This window comes from Streptomyces sp. NPDC045846, assembly GCF_056431605.1.
Genome location: NZ_JBWKKJ010000003.1, coordinates 412,537 through 434,894, shown reverse-complemented (window position 1 = coordinate 434,894; position 22,358 = coordinate 412,537). Strand labels below are relative to the sequence as shown.

The following is a 22,358-nucleotide window of genomic DNA, read 5'->3' as shown; positions in this document are numbered from 1 at the left end:
CCGTGATGAGCGACCCCGAACCGGGCTCGGGTCACGAACCGGCCGAACCCGACGAGGGGCCCGGCATACCGGCACGCAAGAGGTGGCCCAGCGGCCGCCGCACCGCCGCGATCGTCGCCGTGGCCGCTGTCACGGCGGGCACGGCGACGTACGCCCTCGGCCCCACGGGCGGGTCGGCCGGCGCGAAGCGCCCGGCGGCGAAGGGGCCGACCGTCGTCGAGGTGGCGCAGGGCGCGTGCGGCACCGGCTGGAGCGGCGCGACACCGGGGCCCCAGGTGTTCGCGCTGCGCAACACGTCCTCGACACCGGCCGAAGTCGATCTCACCGATCCGTCGACCGGCGCCGTCTACGGGGAGGTCGAAGGGCTGGCCCCCGGCACGACCCGCGAGCTGCGCGTGGTCCTGGGCGGCGGCTCCTACGCCTTCAAGTGCCTGCCGGACGACGCCGACGCGATCACGGGCCCCACCGTGACGATCGCGGGCGCCCCGGGAGGCGGGGGACCGGCCGCGGTGCCGGTCACCCAGCACGACCTCATTCCCGTGGCGCTCGCCTACCAGCAGTGGATCGCGGCCAGAACCGTCGAACTCTCCGACCGCGCCGATGAGTTGAAGCGCGCCGTCGACGACGGCGACCTCGCGGCGGCGCGGGACGCGTGGCTGCCCGCGCACCTCGTCTACGAGCGCATGGGCGCCGCCTACGACCAGTTCGGCGAGGCGGACGGAGCCATCAACGGCTCGGGCCCCGCCCCGTCCGCGGCCGCGTCGGCCCAGGGCTTCGAGGGCTTCCACCGCGTCGAGTACGGCCTGTGGCACGGCGAGTCGGCCGCCTCGCTGCGCGGCCCCGCCGACCGGCTCGCGCAAGCCGTGCACGCGCTGCGCGACAGCTGGCCGCAGCAGCGCCTCGACCCGGCCCAACTGGGGCTGCGGGCCCACGAGATCCTGGAGGCCACCGCCCAGTCGGAGCTCACCGGGCGCACCGACTACGGCAGTGGCACCAGCCTGGCCACCGCCCGCGCCAACCTCGATGGCACCCGCGAGCTGCTCACCCTGCTGCGTCCGCTGCTCACCACCCGCTACCCGGACCTGCCGCGCCTCGACGCGTGGCTGGACCGCACCCAACACACCCTGGACGGCTTCGGCGCGGGCGGGCACTGGACGCCGCTGGACCGGCTCGGTCACCAGGACCGGCAACGGATCAACAGCGACGTCGGCCAGGCCGTGGAGCTCCTGGCCCCGGTGGCGACGATCTGCGACGCGCGGAGGACGGCATGAGTGAGGTACGACGGCGGGGATTCCTGCGGGGCGCGGCCGCGGGGGTCGGGACCGCGGTCACCGGAGCCGCCCTGTCCGGCGGGGTCCCGCGCCCGGCCCGGGCCGACGACACGCGCGCGACCGCCGCGCCCGTGGACTTCCACGGGGCGCACCAGGCCGCGATCCTCCAACCCCCGCGGCGGGCCACGGCGTTCGTGTCCTTCGACGTGACGGCCGCGGACCGCAGGGAGCTCACGGAACTGCTGCGGACGCTCACGGAGCGGGCCCGCTTCCTCGCCACCGGCGGCTCGCCCGCTCCGGTCGGCATCACCGCGCCGCCCAGCGACTCCGGGGTGCTCGGCCCCCAGGTGCCCACGGGCGGGGTGACGGTCACGACGGGGGTGGGGGCCTCCCTCTTCGACGACCGGTTCGGGCTGAAGGGCCGCAAACCGGCCCGGCTCGGCACGATGCCCGCCTTCCCGGACGACGACCTCGACCCGGCCTGGTGCCACGGCGACCTGAGCGTGCAGCTGTGCGCCGACAGCCCGGACGTGGTCCTGCACGCCCTGCGCGACATCGCCCGGCACACCCGCGGGGCGATGCAGGTGCGCTGGCGCATGGACGGCTTCACGAGCCCGCCGAGACCGAGCGGGACCCCCCGCAACCACATGGGTTTCAAGGACGGCACCGCCAACCCGGACACCCAGGACGCGGCCGCGATGGACCGGCTGGTGTGGGTGGGCCCCGGCGGCGGCGAGCCCGTGTGGGCGGTCGGCGGCAGTTACCAGGTCGTGCGGCTGATCCGCATGCTGGTGGAGTTCTGGGACCGGGTCTCGATCGGGGAGCAGGAGCGGATGTTCGGGCGCAGCCGGGACACCGGCGCGCCGCTGGACGGCTCCGCCGAGTCCGACGTCCCCAGGTACGCGGAGGATCCCAAGGGCGACGTGATCCCGTTGAACAGTCACATCCGCCTGGCCAACCCGCGCTCGGGACAGCCGAGTGAGAGCCAGCGGATTCTGCGCCGCGGCTACAACTACGACCGGGGCATGGACGCCAATGGCGACCTCGACATGGGGCTCGTGTTCTGCTGCTACCAGCAGGATCTGGCCCGCCAGTTCGAGACCGTGCAGAAACGGCTGAAGGGCGAGCCGCTGGTGGACTACGTCAAGCCGTTCGGCGGCGGTTACTTCTTCGCGCTGCCGGGAGTGCGGGACCGGACGGACTGGTTCGGGCGGTCCCTGCTCGCCTGACCGGCCACGCTTCACCAACAGAGGGTCAAGTTTTGGCCTGATATTCCTGACTGGCTGTTCACCAGGAGGACACGGTGTCGCCGTCGCGGTGTAGTGGTCCGCGCGAAACATCGCGTCTCGTCAACGACATCACGAAGGCGGCCGGTCGCCGGACGCCAGTGGAGGCACGCGGAGCATGGGCAGCAAAGGCAGCGCGGCGGGTCCGGGGCGCTGGGCCAGACGGTGGGGGGCGTTCGCGGGAGCCGCGGCACTCGGCCTGCTGAGCGGTACGGTCCCGGCCGCGGCGGACTCGGCGGACCACCACGGCGGCCAGACGGCCACCCCGGTCAAGCACCTGGTGGTGCTCTTCCAGGAGAACGTGTCCTTCGACCACTACTTCGGGGCCTACCCGGTGGCGGCGAACACCGACGGCACGAAGTTCACGGCGGACAAGCACACGCCGAAGGACATCAACACCCTGCGCAACGCCGGGCTCCTGACGAAGAACCCGAACCAGTACCTGCCCAAGCGGCTCACCCCCGAGCAGGCCATGACCTGCGACCAGAACCACAGCTACGGGCCCGAGCAGTACGCCGCCAACGGCGGCAAGGCGGACCTGTACGTGCAGAACACGGACTCCGGCAAGTGCTCCGGCAACCTGTTCGGCGAGCCCGGCCTGGTCATGGACTACTACGACGGCAACACCGTCACCGCGATGTGGAACTACGCCCAGCACTACTCGCTCGGCGACAACTCCTTCAGCACCACCTACGGGCCCTCCACGCCCGGCGCCCTGAACCTCGTCTCGGCGCAGACCCACGGGGTGATCTCCACCGACCCCGCCTCGGGCACCGAGCACCCCAAGCAGACCGCGAAGCCCGACCCGTACACGGTCGTCTCTCCGGACGCCCAGGGTGTCGGCACGCTCGTCAACGACCCGGACCCGGCGTACGACGACTGCTCGGACAAGGACCACACGAGCAAGAACGCGCTGGCCGCGATGCAGGGCCGCAACATCGGCGACCTGCTCAACCAGCAGAAGGTGTCCTGGGGCTGGTTCCAGGGCGGCTTCCGGCCCAGCACCGCGTGGGACGGCAAGCAGGGCGACTACGCGAAGTGCTCGGGCAGCACGCACACCAACGTGGGCGGCGCCGCGGCCGTCGACTACAGCCCGCACCACTCGCCGTTCCAGTACTACAAGTCCACGGCCAACCCGCACCACCTGCCGCCGAAGAACACCGCCGAGATCGGCCACGGCGGACAGGCCAACCACAACTACGACCTCAGCGACTTCGACGCGGCCCTCAAGGCCGGCAACCTGCCGGCGGTGAGCTTCCTGAAGGCCGCGGAGTTCCAGGACGGCCACGCCGCCTACTCCGACCCGATCGACGAGCAGCACTTCCTCGTCGAGCAGATCAACAAGCTCCAGCAGTCGCCGGAGTGGAAGGACACCGCCGTCGTCATCGCCTACGACGACTCGGACGGCTGGTACGACCACGCGTACGCCAAGCCGCAGAACGGTTCCAAGGACACCAAGCCCGGCTCCGACGGCAAGGCCCCCGACAGCCCGGCCTGCCAGGCCGGACCGGCCGCGGCCGGCGGCTACTCCGACCGCTGCGGCCCCGGCACGCGCCAGCCGCTGCTCGTCATCTCGCCCTACAGCAAGGTGAACTCGGTCGACCACACCCGTACCGAGCAGGCGTCCATCACCCGCTTCATCGAGGACAACTGGCACACCGGACGCATCGGCGACGCCTCCTTCGACGCCCGTGCCAACTCGCTGGAGTCGGCCTTCGACTTCAAGCACCCCAACGGCAAGCAGGTCCTGCTGAACGCCGACGGGTCGGTCAAGTCGGTCACGGACATCCCCCAGCACCCGACCGGGCCCAGCGCCCCGGCCGGGACCGGCGGCGCCGCGGGTGGCGCCGGCACCTCGGGCACCGGTGGCTCCGGCAACGGCCCGACGACCCAGACGGCCGGTGAGACCCTCGCCGAGACCGGCTCCTCCTCGGCGCTCCTCCCGGTCGGCCTCTGGGCGGGCGCGCTCGCCGTGGCCGGCGCCGGCATCGCCTTCGGCCTGCACCGCCGCAGGAACCGCGCCGCCCAGTAGCACCCGCCGGGCGCATCGGCGCCCGCCGCACCAAGGACCGCCGACCCCGGGTCGGCGGTCCTTCGCGTCGTGGGCCCAATGCAATGTGCACGACAGGCCGCGGCGTGCGTCGGGCCACCGGATCGCGGGCAAGCAATCTGTGGGAAGAGCCGGTTGCGCCGGCTCGCGGAAGGTTGCTGATGGGGATCTACGGCCAGGACTGGGCCTCCTACCAGTCCTCGACACCGAGCACGAGCGGCCTGTCCTTCGCCTTCGTCAAGGTCACCGAAGGACTGTCCTACGTCAATCCGCGCTGGGTCAGCCAGCGCGACCACGCCAAGGCGAACGGGCTCGTGTGGGGCGGGTACCACTACCCCAACATGGGCAACAGCGTGCGGGCCGAAGCCGACTACTTCGTCGACCAGGTCAACTGGCGCCCCGGCGACCTGGTGGTCCTGGACTGGGAGGGCTATGACGACGCCAACTCCCGCGTCGCCAAATCGACCCAACGCGCCTACAAGGACGCCTGGTTGAGATACGTGAAGGGTCGGCTGCCGCACAACCCGGTCGGCATGTACGCCAACCTCGACTACTGGTGGAACGTCGACCAGGACGGCTACTACGCCGACTTCCTGTGGATCGCCACGGCCGGCCGCCCCGCGGGGAGCCCCGGGATCCAGGCCGACTGGCTGTTCCACCAGTACGGCGAGTCCAACGACCTCGACCTCGACTACTGCCGCCTCGCCAGCAAGGGCGCCCTGCGCGACTGGGCGCTCTCGTTCCAGTACTCACCGCCTCAGGAGACCGACATGCCCCAATGGATCACCGGCCGCGTCGACCCCGGCGCGCAGCCCACCGTCGTCCTGCTGCCGCACGGCAGCGCGTGGAACGCCTACAACCGAAGACTGCACCTCGGCATGGACCAGATCACCGCCACCCCGGCGACCGGCTCGGTCCGCGTCGCCCTCCACGACGGCACCACGTGGCACGGCGTCCAGGCCGTGCAGGTGGCGGCCGACGCGGGCGCGGTCGACGTCGACATCACCAGCGCCGATGTGAAGCTGAGCCTGCAGACGGACACGGCGGGCGTCTGTTTCGCCGTCGAAACCTGGTAGGAACCGATCGAGAACGACAGGACTCGGCCGTCCTGTTCGGCGACGCGCGGCGCGGAGCGTGACACGCTGGGCACTCTTGTGTCCTCAGTCATGCAAGGAGGCGGGTGCGCGTGCGGCCCATCCAGCCGGGGGAGACCCCTTCGGTCCTGACCGTCCTGGGCGAGGAGCGCCGGCTCCGCAAGGAGCTCGGCTTCTGGAGCCTGACGGCGATCGGGTTCTCCAACATCCTCGGCTCGGGCTGGCTGTTCGCCGCCATGTTCGCCGCGCAGACCGCGGGGCCCGCCGCGCTGCTGTCCTGGGTCGGGGCGGGCGTGCTGTGCGCGCTGGTGGCCCTGGTCATGGTGGAGCTCGGGGCCACCCGCCCGGAAGGCGGCGGCACCGTGCGGTGGCCTCTGTACGCCAGCGGCCGCCTCGTCGGCACCATCGTCGGCTGGTCGGTGCTCCTGTCGGTCGGCGGCACGGCGGCCGAGATCAGCGCGATCATGCAGTACGCCGCGCACTACCTGCCCGGCCTCTACGACCACGGCCGCCTCACCGGCTCCGGCCTCGCGGTGGCCACCGGGCTCAGCGTAATCCTGACGGCGCTCAACTGGTTCGCGGTGCGGACCTTCGCCCGGCTCAACAACCTGGTGTCCCTCTTCAAGGTCCTCATCCCGGTCCTCACCGTGGTCGCCCTGTTCCTGTCCGGCACGCACTCCGGCCGCCTCACCGACCACGGCGGATTCGCCCCGTACGGCTACGCGGCCTGTCTGACCGCACTCGCGGGCGGCGGGATCGTGTACTCCGTCAACGGGTTCCAGGCGCCCCTCGACTTCTCCGGCGAGGCCCGCAACCCGCGCCGCACCGTGCCGCTCGCCGTGCTCACCGGGATCGGGCTCGCGGTGCTCGTCTACCTCGGCCTCCAACTGGCCTTCCTGTTCACCGTGCCCGACTCCCTGCTCGGCCACGGCTGGCACGGCGTCAACTTCGACTCGCCCTTCGGCCAGCTCGCCCTCGTCCTGAACCTGCACTGGCTGGCCACCCTGCTGTACGCGGACGCGGTGGTCTCGCCGGGCGGTTCGGCCTACGTCGGCGTCGCCATCGACGCCCGGCACACCTACGCGCTGGCCAAGAACGGCCTGCTGCCCCGCTTCTTCATGCGGATCGACCCCCGCTCGGGCACGGCCCGCCGGGCGCTGCTGCTCAACCTCGTCGTCATCATCGTGTTCATGCTGCCGTTCGGCGGCTGGCAGGACATCGTGAGCGTGATGGGCGACATGTACCTCCTGGTGTACGCGGCCTCGGCCGTGGCCGCCGCCGCGTTCCGGGCGCACGACCGGGACCGGGGGGTTGCGCCCGCCGAGGGCCAGGTGGCCGGGGTGCACTGGATCGCGCCCATCAGCTTCGTCGTGGCCAGCGAGTTCGTGTTCTGGTCGGGCTGGCACCATCTGCGGCTCGCCCTGCCGCTGGTCCTGGCGGGCGTGCCCCTGTTCCTGATGCTGCGCCCCGACACCGACGGCCGCTCCTCGCGTGACGAACTGCGCCACGGCGCCTGGCTCGTCTTCCACCTGGCCGCGCTGACCCTGCTGTCCTGGCTCGGCACGTTCGGCGGCTCGGGCCACCTCGCGGCGCCGTACGACTCCGTGGTGGTGGGCGCGCTCTCGCTGGCGGTCTTCGTCTGGGCGGTCCGCTCGGGAACGGCCCACCTCAGAACGGCCCCGGTCACGGCGCTGCCGACGACCTAGACCGCGGGGCCCCAACAGGCCTCTCCGTGCCCTGAGTTGACCCTCTCCGGAGTGCGGGCGGACCCCGGTGGCTGCATCTGCCACCAGGGATCCGCCGCCCCGAATCCCCGCAAGTGCCGCACACCCCCCGATCCACCGGGCGGATGTGCGAGAACACCCGTCGCGGCCTGTCCTTGTGGTGTTACCTTCCGTGTCAATCGATGCGGAAGGTACGCCTTGTGTGTGTCGGTTCCGGGGGGCGGTGAGTGCGGTGGGGGATCTTGATGTGGCCGGGGGCGCCGATGCGTTCCTGCGGCACATGTTGTGGCGGTACCCGGGTCAACGGCAGCCGATCGTGGCGCTGCTGGGGCCCCGGGGGTCGGGCAAGACCGATCTGTTGCGGGCGGTGTCACGCGCCTGCGGCGGCACGGTGGTCCATGCCTCGCTCGACTTCGAGGAGAACCCGGTCGACCCGGTGTCGGCGGCCGCCCTCGCCGCGTTCCAGATGATGCGCGGCTGGGACAACCTGCGCCACGGCCCCGTGTTCCACCGCTTCGGCCTCGGCCTCCTGGCCCTGAACGAGAACCTGGACGCGGACCGGGGCCGCGCCGCCGACCAGATACGTGAGCTCATCCAGAAGTACACGCGCAACACCCGGCCGGGGCGGTTCGCCACCGGCATCGAGCACGCCGCGTCGACGACCATGGACGTCGTGGCCGAGGGCGCGTTGAGCCCTCTGGTGTCGGGGCCCGCGCGGGAGGTGGTCTCGGCCGTCCGCGACCGGGCCAAGCCCGTCATCGGCTCCTTATTGCAGAGCGCCGCGCGCTGGGGCGTACGGGACGCGCTGCGCTGGCACATCAGCGTTCCCGAGGCCGAGTCCGCCCGCTCCATCGACGCGCTGATCAGGCTGAGTTCCTCCTCCCGGTCCGCGGCCGTCGGCCCGCTGATGGCGGCGTTCCTCGCCGACGTCAAGGCCCAGGCCGAGCGCCATCCGCCGCTGCGGTCCGCCTGCTCCTGCGTCCTGCCCGCCCACGGCGGCCGCCGGGACCGGCACGACCACGCCTGGGTGCTGCTGGCGGACGGCGCGCAGACACCGGCCGGGCGCCGCTTCCTCACCGAACTCGCCGGTGCCCGCTCCCGCAACCAGGCGGCCGACCTGGACGGCTCGGGAGCCGCGGACCCGCTCCTCGTGCTGGCCGCGTGCGCGCAGTGGCAGTCCGAGTGGACGTCGTGGTGGTGCGAGCCCTGGCGCTCGACGCCGCTGGCCGCGTCCCCCCAGCGCCGGGTCCCCCTGCTGTCCCGGGCGACCCGGACCCTGTGGGCGGGGGAGAACGACGCGGCCGTCGCCGTCGAGCGCGCCCCCGCGGCCGCCTGGTGGTACCCCGTGTGGCTCGACCCGATGACCGAGGAGCAGGTCGGGTACTCGATGGACCGCTCCGATCCGACCCCGGCCCGCCCGCTGCCCGCCTCCGTGGTGCACCGGCTCACCGGCGGCCACCGCGGCGCCGTCTCCGCCGTCCTCGACGAACCCTTCGGCGCGCACCCCGGCCCGCACGGACCCGCCGTCCCGCTGCTCGCCCCGGCCGACGAGGACGGCACACCGCTGTGGTCCCTCGCCCTGGAGACCGGCCTGCCCGAAGGGCTGCCCGTCCCCGGCACCGCCTGGAGCACGGCCCCCGCGGTGGTCCTCGCGGCCGCCTACCTCGCCGACGTCCGCACCGCGCACGACCCGCGGCTGCCCGCCGCCTCCACGGAACTCCCACGCGCACTGGAACTGTTGCGCCGGAACCTGTGGGTGAGCACCTTCACCCACCGCCCCTCCCGCATCCGGCAGATCGGCTGGGGCGACGCGGACGGCCCCGCCACGCTGCACCCGTGGCTCGCCCGCTCCGCGCTCGCCGCGCTGAACGCCGCGCGCCAGGCGCGGCCCGACCGGCCGACGCCCTGGGACGAGGTGTTCGCCGCGCAGTCCCTGGCTTTGGCGGCGCTTCCGGTCCCCGGCGGGGACACCGCGGCCGCCGAGCGACGGCTCTTCCACGACCTGGCGCTCGGCCGCTTCACGCCGGTCGCCGCGGCCCTGGCCGACCGGTTCGACGAGGACCATCGCGCGTGGATCCGCCTGCTCGACTACCTCTCCTCGGCGCCCTGCCGCCTGCTGTACGACCAGGCGCCCCAGGATGCGTACGCCACGCTGCTCGGCGGGATCGAGGACGGCGGACAGACGGTCCTCGCGGTGGCCACCGCCAAACTGCTCGCCCTGCTGTGGCTGTACAACGACCCGCTGACCGAGCACACCCGGCGCTGGGACGGCGAGATACAGGAATGCTTCACCCGCCTCGCGCACAACTCCCGTCTGCTGGACGTCAGTCCGCTCCAGCAGGCGGCGGCCGCCTTCGCCTAGCCCCGCGACGGGCGCGGCACCGCCGCGCCCGTCGACCGCACCGCAAGGAGTGTCCATGCCAACCGTTGTAGGCAACCCCCGCTTCGGCCGGCTGCGCCGCCACCCCGTGCTCTCCCTCCTCGCGGCGCTCGTCGTCCTCACCGGCCTCGTGTTCGGCGGCCGCTGGGCCTACGGGCGGCTCTTCCCGCCCTCGCTGACCTGCGGCACCGGCCTGACCGCCACGGGAACACCGCTCGCCTGCGCGGGGGTGAACATCGACAGCGTGCCCTTCACCGACCACGAGCCCGCCCGGATGCGGGAGTTGGAGAACATGGTCAAGACGGCCAACGACACGGTGAAGGGCCCGTACACCAGCGTCGTGCTGATGCTGGACCTCTCGCCCGTGTCCGACGTGGACACGCTCACCTACGACTCGCTCTACCCCAACATCGAAGGGGCCCTCACCGCCGTGTGGCGGGCCAACAACACCGCCGCCTACGGCAGCACGCCCGCCATCAAGCTCTACCTCGCCAACATGGGCAGCCAGTACGGCTCCTGGTCCGAGACCGTGGCCCAGCTGAAGGACCGGATGAGCGCCGAGCACGTCTCGGCGGTCGTCGGGCTCGGCCAGTCCACCGACCAGACCCGGCGCGCGGCCGCGGCGATCTCCTCGCAGCTGCACATCCCCGTGATCGGATCCACGGTGACGGGCGACTCGATGAACATCGACCCCGCCGACCCCACCGGCAAGAAGCAGATCGCCGACATGTTCCGGGTCTCCCCGACCAACACGGACTCGGTGATTGCCGCGAACCAGTACGTGTCCACCCTGCGCCCCGCCGTCACCTCCCTCGCTGTCGTCGCGGACAGCGTCACGGGTGACGACTACACGCAGACCCTGGCCGAGGCGGCCAAGACCCGGTTCAAGGCGGCCGGCCGTACGGTGACGGTGCTCCCGTACACCTCGCCCAGCGACCTGCCCGCGGGGTCGGGCCGCCAGGACTACCTGGTGCAGCAGTTCAACCTCATGCACGCCAACCTGTGCCAGGCGGCGCCCTCCGTGGTCTACTTCGCGGGCCGGGGCCGCGACCTCGGGGCGTTCGTGGAGAACTGGGTGCAGGGCGCGCCGTGCGGGATCGCCCAGCTGCACATCCTCGTCGGTGACGATGCCTCGGAGAGCATCCACGACAAGGGGGTGCTCAACGGCATTGCCTCGGGCCGGGTCACCGTCGCGTACACGGCGCTGGCCAGCCCCGACGAGTGGGGCAAGGACTGCCCCGGCTCCGACGCCAAGCACAACTACGACCAGTTCTGGTCCGCCTTCACCGGCCGTCCCGACCCCTGCACCGGCCAGCCCCTGACCGCCGACAAGGACGTGGCGACGCTCTCCTTCGACCCCGCCGATCTGGCCAGCGGCCAGGCCATGCTCACGCACGACGCGGCGGTGGCCGCGATCAGCGCGGGCCGGCACGACGCGGTGGGGCTCAAGAACCCGGGCCTGGAGACCGGCATCCTGCACCAGTTCTACTGCGCGCAGATGCTGCCCGGCGCCAGCGGATGGCTCTCGTTCCGCACCGACGGCACTCCGGCGGGCAAGCCCAGCCCGGTGGTCCAGCTCGGCTCCGACGGCTCGGGCAGAACGATCGCTCTGACCTGGCCCGACGGCGCCCCCAACCTCAGCCTTCCGCAGCGCGGCGGCAAGGGGGCACCCGGCTGCTGACCCCCGCACGCGGAAGGCTCCTTGGCCGCATGAACCGGCCAGGGCACGGTACTGGGGGAGTGACGAGGCGGCCGGCCGGGCCGCCCGGGCACTGACCGAGGAGGTGGCTTCGCATGACGGAGCCGATGAGCCGGACCCCGAGCAAACCCGAGTCGGACGCGTTCCGTCCGGCCGTCGACAGCACGACGCTGGAGCCCGCGAAGGCCGGGGCGGGCGAGCCGCCCGCGACCCGGGGCAGGACCACCATCGCGGGCGGCGTCGTGGAGAAGATCGCCGGGATGGCGGCCCGTGAGGTGCCGGGCGTCAACTCCCTGGGCAGCGGGCTCGCTCGTACGCTGGGAGCGATGCGGCCCGGGCGGGCCTCGGTGACCCGGGGTGTGAAGGTCGAGGTCGGCGAGCGGCAGACCGCGATCGACCTGGAGATCGTCGTGGAGTACGGGGTGAGCATCGCCGACGTGGCCGCCGAGATCCGGCTGAACGTCATCGGTGCGGTGGAGCGCATGACGGAACTGGAGGTCGTCGAGGTGAACATCGCGGTGAGCGACGTCCACCTGCCCGACGAGAGTGAGCCCGAGGTCCCCGAGAGCAGGCTTCAGTAGCATCGCCGCCACAGTGCGACGGAAGGCGGCCCGATGAGTACCGAAATGAAAGTGGCCCTGGTCCTGGCGGCCCTCGCGCTGCTCGCGACCGCCGTGGTGACGGTGGTCCTGACGGTACGTCTGATCCGCGCCCGCAAGATCCTCAAGGACGCCGGGGTCCCGCTGACGCACAAGGCCGCCTTCTGGGGCGCCCTGCTCTACGTCATCAGCCCCGTCGACCTCCTCCCGGACCCGATCTACCTCGACGACATCGGCGTCCTCCTGCTGGCTCTGCGCACCTTGCACATGGCGGCCGCCGCGCCGCGCGGCCCGGAGAAGCTCACCGGGGGCGAGACAGGAGGGCGCGGAGAGCGGCGGTGGTGACGAGGGCCTGGGTACAGCCGTCCCGCAGGACGACCGCGGTGTTCTGGTCGCGCGCCGCCAGCGCGTCGAGGGCGGCGTGGGCGGCCTCGCCGTAGCCGAGCTGGGGGAGGGGTGGTTCGAGATGCGCGGACAGCGGGTCGGCCGGGGTCGCCCGGCCGTCGCGGAGGGCTGATGCGAGCGCGGCCAGGGTCACCGAGCCGGTGAGCTCGGGCGCGGTGGGGCGGCGGCCGGGGCTCGCCGGGCAGGGCCCGGCCGGCACGACGGGCTCCGCGCCGCGCGCCGTGGCCGCGCGCAGCACCTCCAGGGCGTCACCGACCGGGGTGTGGTGGTTGAGGTAGGGGCACGCCGGGACGTCGCGGTCCCCGGAGACCGCGTCGCCGACCCTGGCGGCGCTCTCGTCCCCGTCGAGGAAGCCGAGCCGCAGCATCCAGGCGTCGTTGAAGTACTTGGACAGGTACTGCCGTCCGGAGTCTGGCAGGATCACCACCACGAGGGCGTCCGCCCCGGCCTCGGCGGCCACCTGGTGGGCCGCGGCCAGCGCGGTCCCGGCGGACCCGCCCACCAACAGGCCCTGTTCTCTGGCGAGTTGGCGCAGCGTGTGCAGGGCGTGCCGGTCGGCCACGGGTACGATCCGGTCGACGACGCCTGGGTGGTAGGAGGCGGGCCACACGTCGTGGGCGGTGTCCGGGTGGAGGAAGTGCCCGGCCGCCTCGATGAAGTAGGGGCGCCCGTCGCCACCGGAGTACACGGAGGAGGCCGGGTCCGCCCCGATCACCTGGACGGTGTGGTCGCTGACTTCCTTGAGGTAGCGGCCCGTGCCGCTGATCGTGCCGCCGGTTCCGATGCAGGACACCAGGTGGGTGACGCGCCCTTGGGTCTGGCGCCAGATCTCCGGCCCGGTGGTGAGGTAGTGGGCCTCGGGATTGGCCGGGTTGTCGTACTGGTTGGCCAGCCAGGCTCCCGGTGTGGTCGCGGCGAGACGGGCCGCGTGGTTCACGGGGTGGTCGGGATGCTGGCGCGGCAGCCCGCCGGGCCTGATCACCACCTCGGCGCCGAACGCCCGCAAGGTGGCGACCTTCTCCTCGCTGACGCGGTCCGAGACGACCAGCACCGTCCGGTAGCCCTTCTCGGCCGCCACGAGGGCGAGCCCGATGCCGGTGTTGCCGGAGGTGGCCTCGACGACCGTCCCGCCGGGCAGCAGCAGCCCGTCCTGCTCCGCCTGCTGGATCATGCGCAGGGCGATCCGGTCCTTGGCGCTGCCCCCGACGCTCAGGTACTCCAGCTTCGCGTAGAGGGCGGCGGCACCTCTCGTGCGCAGCCGGACCAGCGGAGTGCCGCCGACGAGGTCGAGCGCAGACTCATATACGTCCATCACCGCACCCTAGCCAAGGGCCCGGCGGCACAAACGCCGTGCCGGGGTGGAGAGTTGGGTCAGGGCGGCGCGCGGGCGCCACGGGTCGGCTCCCGCCCCGTGGCGCCCGCGGAGCACGCCGTCCGGCAGGACGCCGTCCCGGAAACGGCAACGCGAGTTGCCGGGACGGCCGGATGGGCGCACGCTCCTCCGCATGAGCGAACACCACACATCGGGACACCCACACGGCCACGATCACGACCACGGTGACATCGACTGGGAGGCCATGGCCGCCCACCTGGAGAACGGCGGTGAAGTCCAGCTCCCCGTCCTGCGCCGCACGGCGGCCCGGCTGGCGGAACTGCTCGTCCCCGAGCAGGAGGTCCGGCGCGTCCTCGACATCGGCAGCGGGCCGGGCGTGATGACCTGCGTGCTCGCCGAGACCTTCACCAAGGCCGAGGTGGTGGCCGTGGACGGCGCGCCCGCGCTGCTCGACCACACCCTGGCCCGGGCCGAGCGGCTCGGCGTCGCCGGGAACGTGGCCGTACGGCACGCCGAGTTGCCCGCGGGTCTGGAGGGCGGGGGGCTCGGTGCGGCGGATCTGGTGTGGAGCAGCAAGGCCGTGCACCACCTCGGCGATCAGCAGGGCGCGCTGGACGCGCTGGCGGCCACGCTCAGCCCCGGCGGGATGCTGGCCGTGGCGGAGGGCGGCCTGCCCCCGCGCTTCCTGCCCCGCGACATCGGCGCCGGAAGGCCGGGGCTCCAGGCCCGGCTCGACGCGGCGCAGGAGCACTGGTTCGAGGTCATGCGCGCGGACCTTCCCGGCAGCACTCCGGTCGTCGAGGACTGGCCAGCGATGTTCCGCCGGGCCGGGCTCGCCGACACCGGCAGTTTCACGCTGCTGCTCGACCTGCCGGCGCCGCTGGGCGAGCCGGTCCGTACGTTCCTGCACGCCCATCTGACGCGGCTGCGGGAGACGATGAGCGAGTCGCTGGACGAGTCGGACCTCGAGACCCTCGACCTGCTCCTCGACCCCGGTGCGGCGGAGGGCATTCTGCGCCGGCCGGACGCCTTCCTGCTGTCCGCGACGACGGTCCACACGGGCGTACGCGCGGCGCGATGACCGCTGCCGGGGTGCGACGGCCGGCGCACAACGGGCCGTCGCAGCCCGGTGGTAGGGGGCTATCGCCCGACGTGGCCGTTCGCGAGCGGCCACTCGCGGTGGAGGCTGCCCAGCGGAATGCGGTGCTCGATGACGGGCGTGCCGAACAGGGACAGGTGGAAGTCGAGCCGGCCGTTCAGGTCGAAGCCGCCGTACACCGCCCAGGAGGCGGACGCCGACGTCTTGCCGTCGCTGGACGCGGTCGCCTTGGCGTCGGCCTCGCCGCGCAGGTACGGGGCGAAGTCGGCGGTGACACCGACCGCGCCGTACAGCCCGACGGAGGCCTCGGCGCCGAGGGCTCCCTTGACGCTGCCCGCGGCGCTGACGCCGGCGTTCACCGGCGTGCTGTGCACGGCCGAGGTGCTGACCGGCGCCCAGCCCTTGCCCGCGGCGTAGCTGCCGCCCACCCGGAAGTCGCCCTTGACGTCCTGCTGGACGTCGAGCGTGACGTGCCCGTCGGCCTCCACCTGTACGTAGCAGGTCAGGTCGAGGTTGACGACGACGGGCACCGGGCCCACCTGGATGACCGGTGCGCTGTGCAGCTTGGCGAACGGGAGCCGCTTGGGCGCGCCCGCGCTCGCCGCCGCGCGGCCCTTGAGCGCCCACTGCGAGGACCAGTCGCCGCTCATGCCGAGGAAGGCGGAGCTGAGATGGAGGCCGCCGTCCTTGCCGCCGTCGTAGGAGAACTCCACCTGCGGGGCGAGCTGCACGAAGCCGGAGACCGAAGCGGCCGCGGAGGCGGGGGCGTCCTTCGCGGTCTCCACCCCGGCGTTCACGTCGAGTCGCAGGTCGCCGAGGGGGAGCCCTGCGCCCTGGGGGCCGAACCGCACGCCCTGGCTCTTGGCCCAGGAGAAGGTCACGCCCTTCATGAGGGGCACGACGGTGACGGATGACGGGTCGACCGGGACCTTGCCGTCCGCCTTGTCGTCCTTGAGGACGGATGCCAGCGTCGTGGAGGCGGTCTTCACCTCGGTGCCGCGGTCGGTCTTGCCGACGACCTCGGTGACCTTCGCGAGCAGCCCGTTGGGGGCGCCGGGGGCCGGTGCGCTGGCGATGATGTCGCCGACGGCGACGGGCTTGTCGGACGGCTTGCCGGGTGTGGGCGAGTGGCTCGGCTTCGCCGTGGGGGAGGGCGAGGCGGTGGATATGACGGCGCGTCGGCTCGCCTGGTCGTAGGAGGCGACCTTGAGCGAGGACTTCTCCGGCTGCCCCTTGCCGGTACGGGTGCGGGCAAGGGGCGTCGGCGCGGCCGACCCTTGCGGCGCGGCGTTCACGTCGAGCCGCTGGGCGCCGTCGACGGTCACCGCGGGGGAGGAGGCGCCCTCCGGTCCGGCCGCCGCGGGGTGGCCGGGCGAGGAGCAGCCCGTGCCGGCCAGCGCGAGCGCGGTCAGGCCGGGGAGCAGGAGGCGTCTGGTGAGGGTGCGCACGTAGATGTGACCTTCAGGTTCGGGGGGTGGCCGTTACCGACAGGTAACGTGAAGATGATCATGCCATGGTGTGCGGCCGTGGTCATCTCCGGACCCGTCAACTCCCCCTGGGAGAAGGTCGGTTGAAGCTTCATCTACGGCTGGGGTCGGAAGCCTCCACGGGGGCCGTCCGCCGCCAGGGGTGAAGCCCCTCCAACTGCGCCGCCAGATCGAGCAGTTGATGCTCGGATCCGGGGCGTCCGACGAGCTGGACGGAGCCGGGCAGCCCCGAAGGGAGCGAGCCGAACGGCACCACGAGAGCGGGCCGCCCCGAGAGGTTCCAGGCCGGCGTCATCGGCGAGCAGGCGGTGTTCACCAGCATGTTGGCCAGCCAGCCCCGCTCGTGCCAGGCCTCGGCCGCGGGTCCGGGGCGGGCCAGGGAAGGCGTGATCAGCACGTCGTACTTCTCGAAGAACGGCGCGAGGCGCTCGTTGAGCGCCGCCCGGTGGTCCGTGCGCAGCATGCCGAGCGCGTGGCGCCGGGTGCGCGGCGCGAGCAGCCGCGGGTCCAGGCCCCGGGCGTCCTGTGCGGTGCCGCCGGTCCACCGCGCGAGGGAGACCGCGCCGAAGGACAGCGGATAGGGCGGATGGGCGGTCGTCACCCGGTGTCCGGCCCCGGCGAGAGCCCGGGCGGCCCGGCGGGCGAGCGCCGCGTACGCCGCACCGACGTGGACTCCCGCGATCGGGCTGCGCGTCGAGAAGGCGAGGGCGAGCCCGCGCGGGGAGTTCTGCTCGGGGGCCGGCGCGTCGCCCTCCGCCCGGTCCCCTGCGTCCGCGGCCGCCTCGCCGGCCAGCACCGAGAACATCAGCCGCGCGTCCGCCGCCGTCGTCGCGAGCGGCCCGTTCTGCGACATGCCGAACCAGCCGCCGCCGAGCTCGACCGGTACCCGCCCGGTGCCCGGCTTGAGGCCGACGAGGCCGCAGTGCGCCGCGGGTATGCGCAAGGAGCCCATGCCGTCGTTGCCGAGCGCGACCGGCACGAGTCCCGCCGCCACCGCCGCCGCGCTGCCCCCGGACGAGCCGCCCGCCGTGCGCGTGGGGTCCCAGGGGTTGCGCGCGATGCCGTGCACCCCGTCCGTGGTCCCGAAGACGCACAATTCCGGGACGTGGGTGAGCCCCACCACCACCGCGCCCGCCGCCCGGAGCCGGGCCACCGTGACGTGGTCCTCGGCGGCCGGTGTCGCCGGGGTGGCCGCCGAACCGTTGCGGCTGCTCTCGCCGCGTACCGGCAGGTTGTCCTTCACGGCCACGGGCACGCCCGCGAGCGGCAGCCGGGCGAGGTCCGGGCGTGCGCCGACCGCGTCGGCCTCCTCCAGCGCGGCGGCGGCGCGCACCACGCGGAACGCGCCCACGCGGCCGTCCACCGCGGCGATCCTGGCCAGGTGGTCGGCGACCACCTCGCGGGGCGTGGCCTCCTCGCGGCGCACCGCCTCGGCGATCTCGACGGCGGTCCGGCCTGCCCACTGGGTCACGGTGGCTCCTCGGTGCTGGTGCGGTCTCTCGGGCTGAGGAGGCCACTGTTGTATGCCGGTACGTGTTCTGTCGATGGCGCGATCTTCAGGGTCGGCGGATTCGCGCGCCTGGCGGGGCCGGGGCCGAGAACGCTCCGCTCCGGCCTCACCGGGCGGCGAACTCCCGCAGATCGGCGTTGAGTTGCTCGGCGTGCGTCACGTAGAGGCCGTGGCCGCCGTTCTCGTACAGCTTGAAGGTGCTGTCGGGGATGAGCCGCGCGCAGCGGCGGCCGGTGAGGTCGATGGGGGCGGAGGCGTCCTGGTCGCCGTGGATCACGAGGGTGGGGACGTCGATCTTGCGTACCTCGGGGGCCATCTCCAGGGTCTCGAAGTTCGCGACGGCGGCGGTCGCGGCCCGGGGAGTGGCGCCGTGGCAGTCCTGGACCACCTTCTGGACGTAGGCGGCCGAGACGTGGTTGCCGGGGTGGCCGAGTGCGAAGTAGTCCTCGGCGCCGCTCGAGAAGAATTCGGCCCGGTCCTTGCGGAACGTCTCGTTGGCCGCCTTGACCGCCTCGGCGGGCAGCCCGGCCGGATTGTCGTCGCTGCGCACGATGCCCGGCGCCATGGCCCCGATCAGCACGAGCCGGGCCACGCGCCCGCTGCCGTGCCGCGTCAGGCAGCGCACCGCCTCGGCCGTGCCGAGCGAGTGCGCGATCAGGGTGACGTCACGCAGATCGAGGTGGTCCAGGAAGGAGGCCAGGTCGTCGGCGAGGGTGTCGAGGTCGTAACCGCCCCAGACGTCCTCCGACTTGCCGTGGCCCCGGCGGTCGAAGCCGACGCAGCGGAAGCCCTCCTCGGCGAGGGGGAGCATCTGGAACTCCCACATCTGGGTGCTGAAATAAGCGCTGTTGACGAAGACGAGGGTGGGTCCGTCGGACGGTCCGTAGTCGATGAAGTGGAGGGTGGTTCCGTCGGTGGCGGTGGTGAAGTACGGCATGGGACTCTCCCCGTCGAGTGGTGTGACCGGCCTCGTCGCGCGGCGTGCACCCACTGTGGCCCGCGGCAGGGGGTGCCCGCGATTACCGCCGAGGTAATGGTCGACCGACCTGGTGCCGGTCCACTCCGTGCGAGGTGGTTCTGGGGGGAGGCCGGGCGGGGCCCTTGGGTTCGCGGCGTGCGATCCGCAGCTCCCCGATCCCGCGGCCGTCGCCGCCCCGGCGCGAGCACCCGAGGGTCGTCGCCGTCACCGCTCCGGCGGCCGGGCCGCGGGGACGGCTTCATGATGGCGGACGTCAGCCGGTCTCGTCCGGGGCCGGGTCGTACTGGGCGAGCCCGTGACCGAGCGACCAGTCAATGGACTCGTTCTCGGTCAGGGTGATGAACACGTTGCGCGGCTCGGTGCCCGCGTAGGCGTGGGCGAGTTCGGCGATGCGCCGGTAGAGCGCGCGCTTCCGGGCGGGCGTCCGTCCGGCCCGCAGGGTGATCGCGACGTACACGATGCCGTGGTCGCGGCGCACGCCGAGGTAGTCGTCGTAGCGCAGAGTGCCGCGGGTCCCGTCGTGACCGACCAGGACCTGGAACCGGTCGTCGGGCGGGATGCCGATGGTTTCGACCAACGCGTCGTGCACGGCGTGGCCGAGCGCGTCGAGCCGGTCGCTGTCGGCCCCCAGCGCATCGATGCGGACGAACGGCATGTCAGGTCCCCTTCCGGATGGCGGGCGGCTCCGTCGAGCCGACAGCTGTACATACTAGTAGGTACAACCTGGAGAGGTGAAGACACCTGTCGAGCCTGTAGGGGAGGAGGGCTCAACAGGTGGAGGGATCAAGCGACTTGATGGGGAGTCAGAAGACGGACAGGCCCGTCAGGGTGGTGAAGCGGTCGAGTGCGGCGACCCCCGCCACCGAGTTGCCGCGTTCGTCGAGGCCCGGGCTCCAGACGCACAGGGTGCAGCGGCCGGGGACGACGGCGATGATGCCGCCGCCGACACCGCTCTTGCCGGGCAGACCCACACGGTGCGCGAAGTCGCCCGCCGCGTCGTAGGTGCCGCACGTCAGCATGACCGCGTTGATCTGCTTGGCCTGGCTCCGGGTGAGCAGGGACGAACCGTCGGCTCGTATGCCGTGCCGGGCCAGGAATCCGGCCGCCCGCGCCAGATCGGCGCAGGACGCCTCGAGGGAGCACTGGCGGATGTACTGGTCGAGCAGGTGCGGCACCGGGTTGGTGATGTTGCCGTAGGACGCCATGAAGTGCGCGAGCGCGGCGTTGCGGTCGCTGTGCGCGGCCTCGGACGTGGCGACCTGCTCGTTGAAGGACAGCTGTGCGTTGCCGGACTCGGCGCGCAGGAACATGCGCGGCGTGTCGGCCGCGGCGCCGGTCAGGGTCTGGAGGCGGTCGGTGACCACCAGGGCGCCCGCGTTGATGAACGGGTTGCGCGGGATGCCGTCCTCGTACTCCAGCTGAACCAGGGAGTTGAAGGGGTTGCCGGAGGGCTCACGGCCGACGTGCTCCCACAGCTCCTCGCCTTCGCGGGACAGGCAGAGCGCCAGCGTGAAGACCTTCGTGATCGACTGGGTGGAGAAGGGGTGCTGCCAGTCGCCGACTCCGTACACCGTGCCGTCGAGTTCGGCGACGGCCATCCCGAAGCGCTGCGGATCGGCCGAGGCGAGCACGGGGATGTAGTCGGCCGGGCGGCCGCGGCCCGGGGTTGCCGCGATCTCGGTGGCGATGCGGTCCAGGACCGACTGAAAGGACGAGGACACGCTCAACTTGCTCCGGCTTCCTGCGGCACTGCACGACTGCATCACCCTACGACAGGAGTCACACACCTGTGCGCAGGTGTCGGGGCGGCTCCGTGCGCCCCACTCGTCCGGAGGCCGGGGGGGTGGTGCGACCGGGATCGTCCGAAAGGGACCGAGTCCGCGCGGGTCGCCTGTCGGGCCCGCGGGGTGGGTAGGGAGAAGTTACGTTGGGCCCCACCAGGCGAATCCGGGGAGTTCCGTTGCCCGCATCGACGTTGCCGCTCCACCCCGTCCGCGGCCCGCGCGGCCTGCCGCTCCTGGGCAACCTGCCGGCCTTCGGGAAGGATCCGCTGGCCTTCCTCACGCGCCTGCGCGACGAGTTCGGCGACGCCGTGACCTGGTCCCTGGGTCCGCGGCGCAGCCTCTTCATCTCCCAGCCCCGCCACATCGCGGAGCTGCTCGCGGCGCGCGAGGACACGTACGAGATCCTCGAAATCGGCTGGGCGTTCAAACAGATCACAGGGCCGAGCGTCCTTCTGAGCAAGGGCAGCGACTGGCGGCGCAAGCGCTCCCTGGTCCAGCCCACCGTGCGGCCGCGCCAGGTCCGTTCCTACGCCCGGACGATGGTCGAGTGTGCCGGGGCCGCGGCCGACGGCTGGCGTGACGGCGCGCGCATCGACGTCCGCAGGGAGATGGCCCTCATCACCCAGCGGGTCGTCCTGCGCACGCTGTTCGGCAACGACCTCGGACAGCAGACCGAGGCCCTGGGCGAAGCGATGGACGTCGCGGGAGCCACGGTGGGGGAGGAGTTGCGGGGCATCGGCCTGTTCCTGCCCGAGTGGGTGCGGACCCAGTCCCGGCGGCGGCTGCTCGCGGCGGTGGCCACCATCGACACCGAGGTGCACCGGCTCATCGAAGAACGGCAGGAGGCCGCCCGCGCCGCACGGCCGGACGGGTCCCGGCCCGCCGAGGAGCGCGACGACCTGCTCACCCGGCTCCTCGCGGCCCGGGACGAGCAGGGCCGCCCGCTCTCGCCCCGGGAGGTGCGCAACGAGGCCGTCACCCTCTGGGCCGCGGGCCACGAGACCACCTCGACCGCCCTGACCTGGACCGTCCATCTGCTCGCCCGCGCACCCGAGGCGCGCGCCCGGCTCGAAGCCGAGCTCCGTGACGTCCTGGGCGACCGACCGCCCACCATCGACGACTACGAGCGGCTCACCTGGACCCAGCAGATCGTCAAGGAGGCCATGCGGCTCTACCCGCCGGCCTGGCTGATTCCCGCGGTGGCCCGCGAAGGCGCCACGCTGGGCGGCACCCGCATCCCGGCCGGAACCGTCGTCTGGTGCAGCACGTGGACGACGCACCGCGACCCCCGCTGGTTCGCGGGCCCCGACCGGTTCCGCCCGGAACGCTGGGCTGCCGACGCCCCGGACGTGGTGCCCGACCATGCGTGGTTCCCCTTCGGCGGCGGCCCGCGCACCTGCCTCGGTGCCCGTTTCGCTCTGGTGGAGGCCGCGCTGGTCCTCGCCACCCTCGCCCAGCGCTTCCACCTGGACCTCCCGGACACGGACGTGCCGCCCCACGCCGGACTGCTCCTGCAGCCCGCCACCGCGCTCCACGCGACCCTGCGCCAGAGAAGCGCGCATGATCCGGCGCGTGTCAACTAGCCAAGGCGGCTGGCGAGTTGGGCTGGGACGGGCGGGCCGAGCCTTTCCCCGACCGCCACCCCTGGCCGTACGCCC

17 protein-coding genes are annotated in these 22,358 nt (G+C 72.7%); 11 read left to right on the top strand and 6 right to left on the bottom strand.

Annotation, left to right across the window (positions count from 1 at the left end):
* Positions 1–5 precede the first annotated feature (5 nt).
* From AC07F3_RS10995 to AC07F3_RS10955, 9 genes are all read left to right on the top strand, one after another.
* Positions 6–1,271, top strand: coding sequence for an imelysin family protein (locus tag AC07F3_RS10995; RefSeq protein WP_479112630.1), 1,266 nt, complete (start codon positions 6–8; stop codon positions 1,269–1,271).
* A complete protein-coding gene (gene efeB, locus AC07F3_RS10990; RefSeq protein WP_479112628.1) occupies positions 1,268–2,500 on the top strand; it encodes an iron uptake transporter deferrochelatase/peroxidase subunit in 1,233 nt (410 codons plus the stop codon). Before AC07F3_RS10995 ends, efeB begins: the two co-directional genes overlap by 4 nt.
* A 175-nt stretch (positions 2,501–2,675) precedes the next feature.
* The gene (locus AC07F3_RS10985) at positions 2,676–4,589 is read left to right on the top strand and encodes a phospholipase C (protein ID WP_479112626.1); all 1,914 of its coding nucleotides are present in this window, start codon (positions 2,676–2,678) and stop codon (positions 4,587–4,589) included.
* A 179-nt stretch (positions 4,590–4,768) separates the two neighbouring features.
* Positions 4,769–5,683 carry a glycoside hydrolase family 25 protein gene (locus tag AC07F3_RS10980; RefSeq protein WP_479112624.1) on the top strand — a complete coding sequence of 305 codons (915 nt, stop codon included), beginning with the start codon at positions 4,769–4,771 and terminating at the stop codon, positions 5,681–5,683.
* Positions 5,684–5,802: 119 nt separating this feature from the next.
* On the top strand, positions 5,803–7,407 hold the full coding sequence (locus AC07F3_RS10975) for an APC family permease (RefSeq protein ID WP_479113087.1): 1,605 nt from the start codon (positions 5,803–5,805) through the stop codon (positions 7,405–7,407).
* A 250-nt stretch (positions 7,408–7,657) separates the two neighbouring features.
* The gene (locus AC07F3_RS10970; RefSeq protein WP_479112622.1) at positions 7,658–9,787 is read left to right on the top strand and encodes a hypothetical protein; all 2,130 of its coding nucleotides are present in this window, start codon (positions 7,658–7,660) and stop codon (positions 9,785–9,787) included.
* A 55-nt stretch (positions 9,788–9,842) separates the two neighbouring features.
* Positions 9,843–11,486: an ABC transporter substrate-binding protein gene (locus AC07F3_RS10965; RefSeq protein WP_479112620.1), complete on the top strand. Its 1,644-nt coding sequence runs from the start codon at positions 9,843–9,845 to the stop codon at positions 11,484–11,486.
* A gap of 113 nt (positions 11,487–11,599) precedes the next feature.
* Positions 11,600–12,085, top strand: a complete 486-nt coding sequence (locus tag AC07F3_RS10960; protein ID WP_479112618.1) for an Asp23/Gls24 family envelope stress response protein — start codon at positions 11,600–11,602, stop codon at positions 12,083–12,085.
* 33 nt (positions 12,086–12,118) lie between these two features.
* On the top strand, positions 12,119–12,448 hold the full coding sequence (locus AC07F3_RS10955; RefSeq protein WP_479112617.1) for a YkvA family protein: 330 nt from the start codon (positions 12,119–12,121) through the stop codon (positions 12,446–12,448).
* Here AC07F3_RS10955 and AC07F3_RS10950 read toward each other — a convergent pair.
* Positions 12,405–13,820: a pyridoxal-phosphate dependent enzyme gene (locus AC07F3_RS10950; RefSeq protein WP_479112615.1), complete on the bottom strand. Its 1,416-nt coding sequence runs from the start codon at positions 13,818–13,820 to the stop codon at positions 12,405–12,407. The genes AC07F3_RS10955 and AC07F3_RS10950 overlap by 44 nt on opposite strands.
* Before the next feature lie 193 nt (positions 13,821–14,013).
* On the opposite strand from AC07F3_RS10950, the gene AC07F3_RS10945 reads away from it, so the two are divergent.
* Positions 14,014–14,922 (top strand): class I SAM-dependent methyltransferase, encoded by a 909-nt coding sequence (locus tag AC07F3_RS10945; RefSeq protein WP_479112613.1) that lies wholly within the window; start codon positions 14,014–14,016, stop codon positions 14,920–14,922.
* 59 nt (positions 14,923–14,981) lie between these two features.
* Here the strand turns inward: AC07F3_RS10945 and AC07F3_RS10940 are convergent, their stop codons facing one another.
* The 5 genes from AC07F3_RS10940 to AC07F3_RS10920 form a co-directional block, all read right to left on the bottom strand.
* Positions 14,982–16,388 carry a hypothetical protein gene (locus AC07F3_RS10940; protein WP_479112611.1) on the bottom strand — a complete coding sequence of 469 codons (1,407 nt, stop codon included), beginning with the start codon at positions 16,386–16,388 and terminating at the stop codon, positions 14,982–14,984.
* A 130-nt stretch (positions 16,389–16,518) separates the two neighbouring features.
* Entirely contained in the window at positions 16,519–17,898 is a 1,380-nt protein-coding gene (locus tag AC07F3_RS10935) for an amidase (protein WP_479112609.1), read from the bottom strand.
* A gap of 145 nt (positions 17,899–18,043) precedes the next feature.
* Positions 18,044–18,874 (bottom strand): alpha/beta fold hydrolase, encoded by an 831-nt coding sequence (locus AC07F3_RS10930; protein WP_479112607.1) that lies wholly within the window; start codon positions 18,872–18,874, stop codon positions 18,044–18,046.
* Positions 18,875–19,169: 295 nt separating this feature from the next.
* Complete coding sequence (locus tag AC07F3_RS10925) at positions 19,170–19,571, bottom strand: tautomerase family protein (protein WP_479112605.1); 402 nt, start codon at positions 19,569–19,571, stop codon at positions 19,170–19,172.
* 148 nt (positions 19,572–19,719) lie between these two features.
* Positions 19,720–20,679, bottom strand: coding sequence for a glutaminase (locus AC07F3_RS10920; RefSeq protein ID WP_479112603.1), 960 nt, complete (start codon positions 20,677–20,679; stop codon positions 19,720–19,722).
* Positions 20,680–20,876: 197 nt separating this feature from the next.
* On the opposite strand from AC07F3_RS10920, the gene AC07F3_RS10915 reads away from it, so the two are divergent.
* Positions 20,877–22,283 carry a cytochrome P450 gene (locus AC07F3_RS10915; RefSeq protein ID WP_479112601.1) on the top strand — a complete coding sequence of 469 codons (1,407 nt, stop codon included), beginning with the start codon at positions 20,877–20,879 and terminating at the stop codon, positions 22,281–22,283.
* Positions 22,284–22,358: the final 75 nt, after the last annotated feature.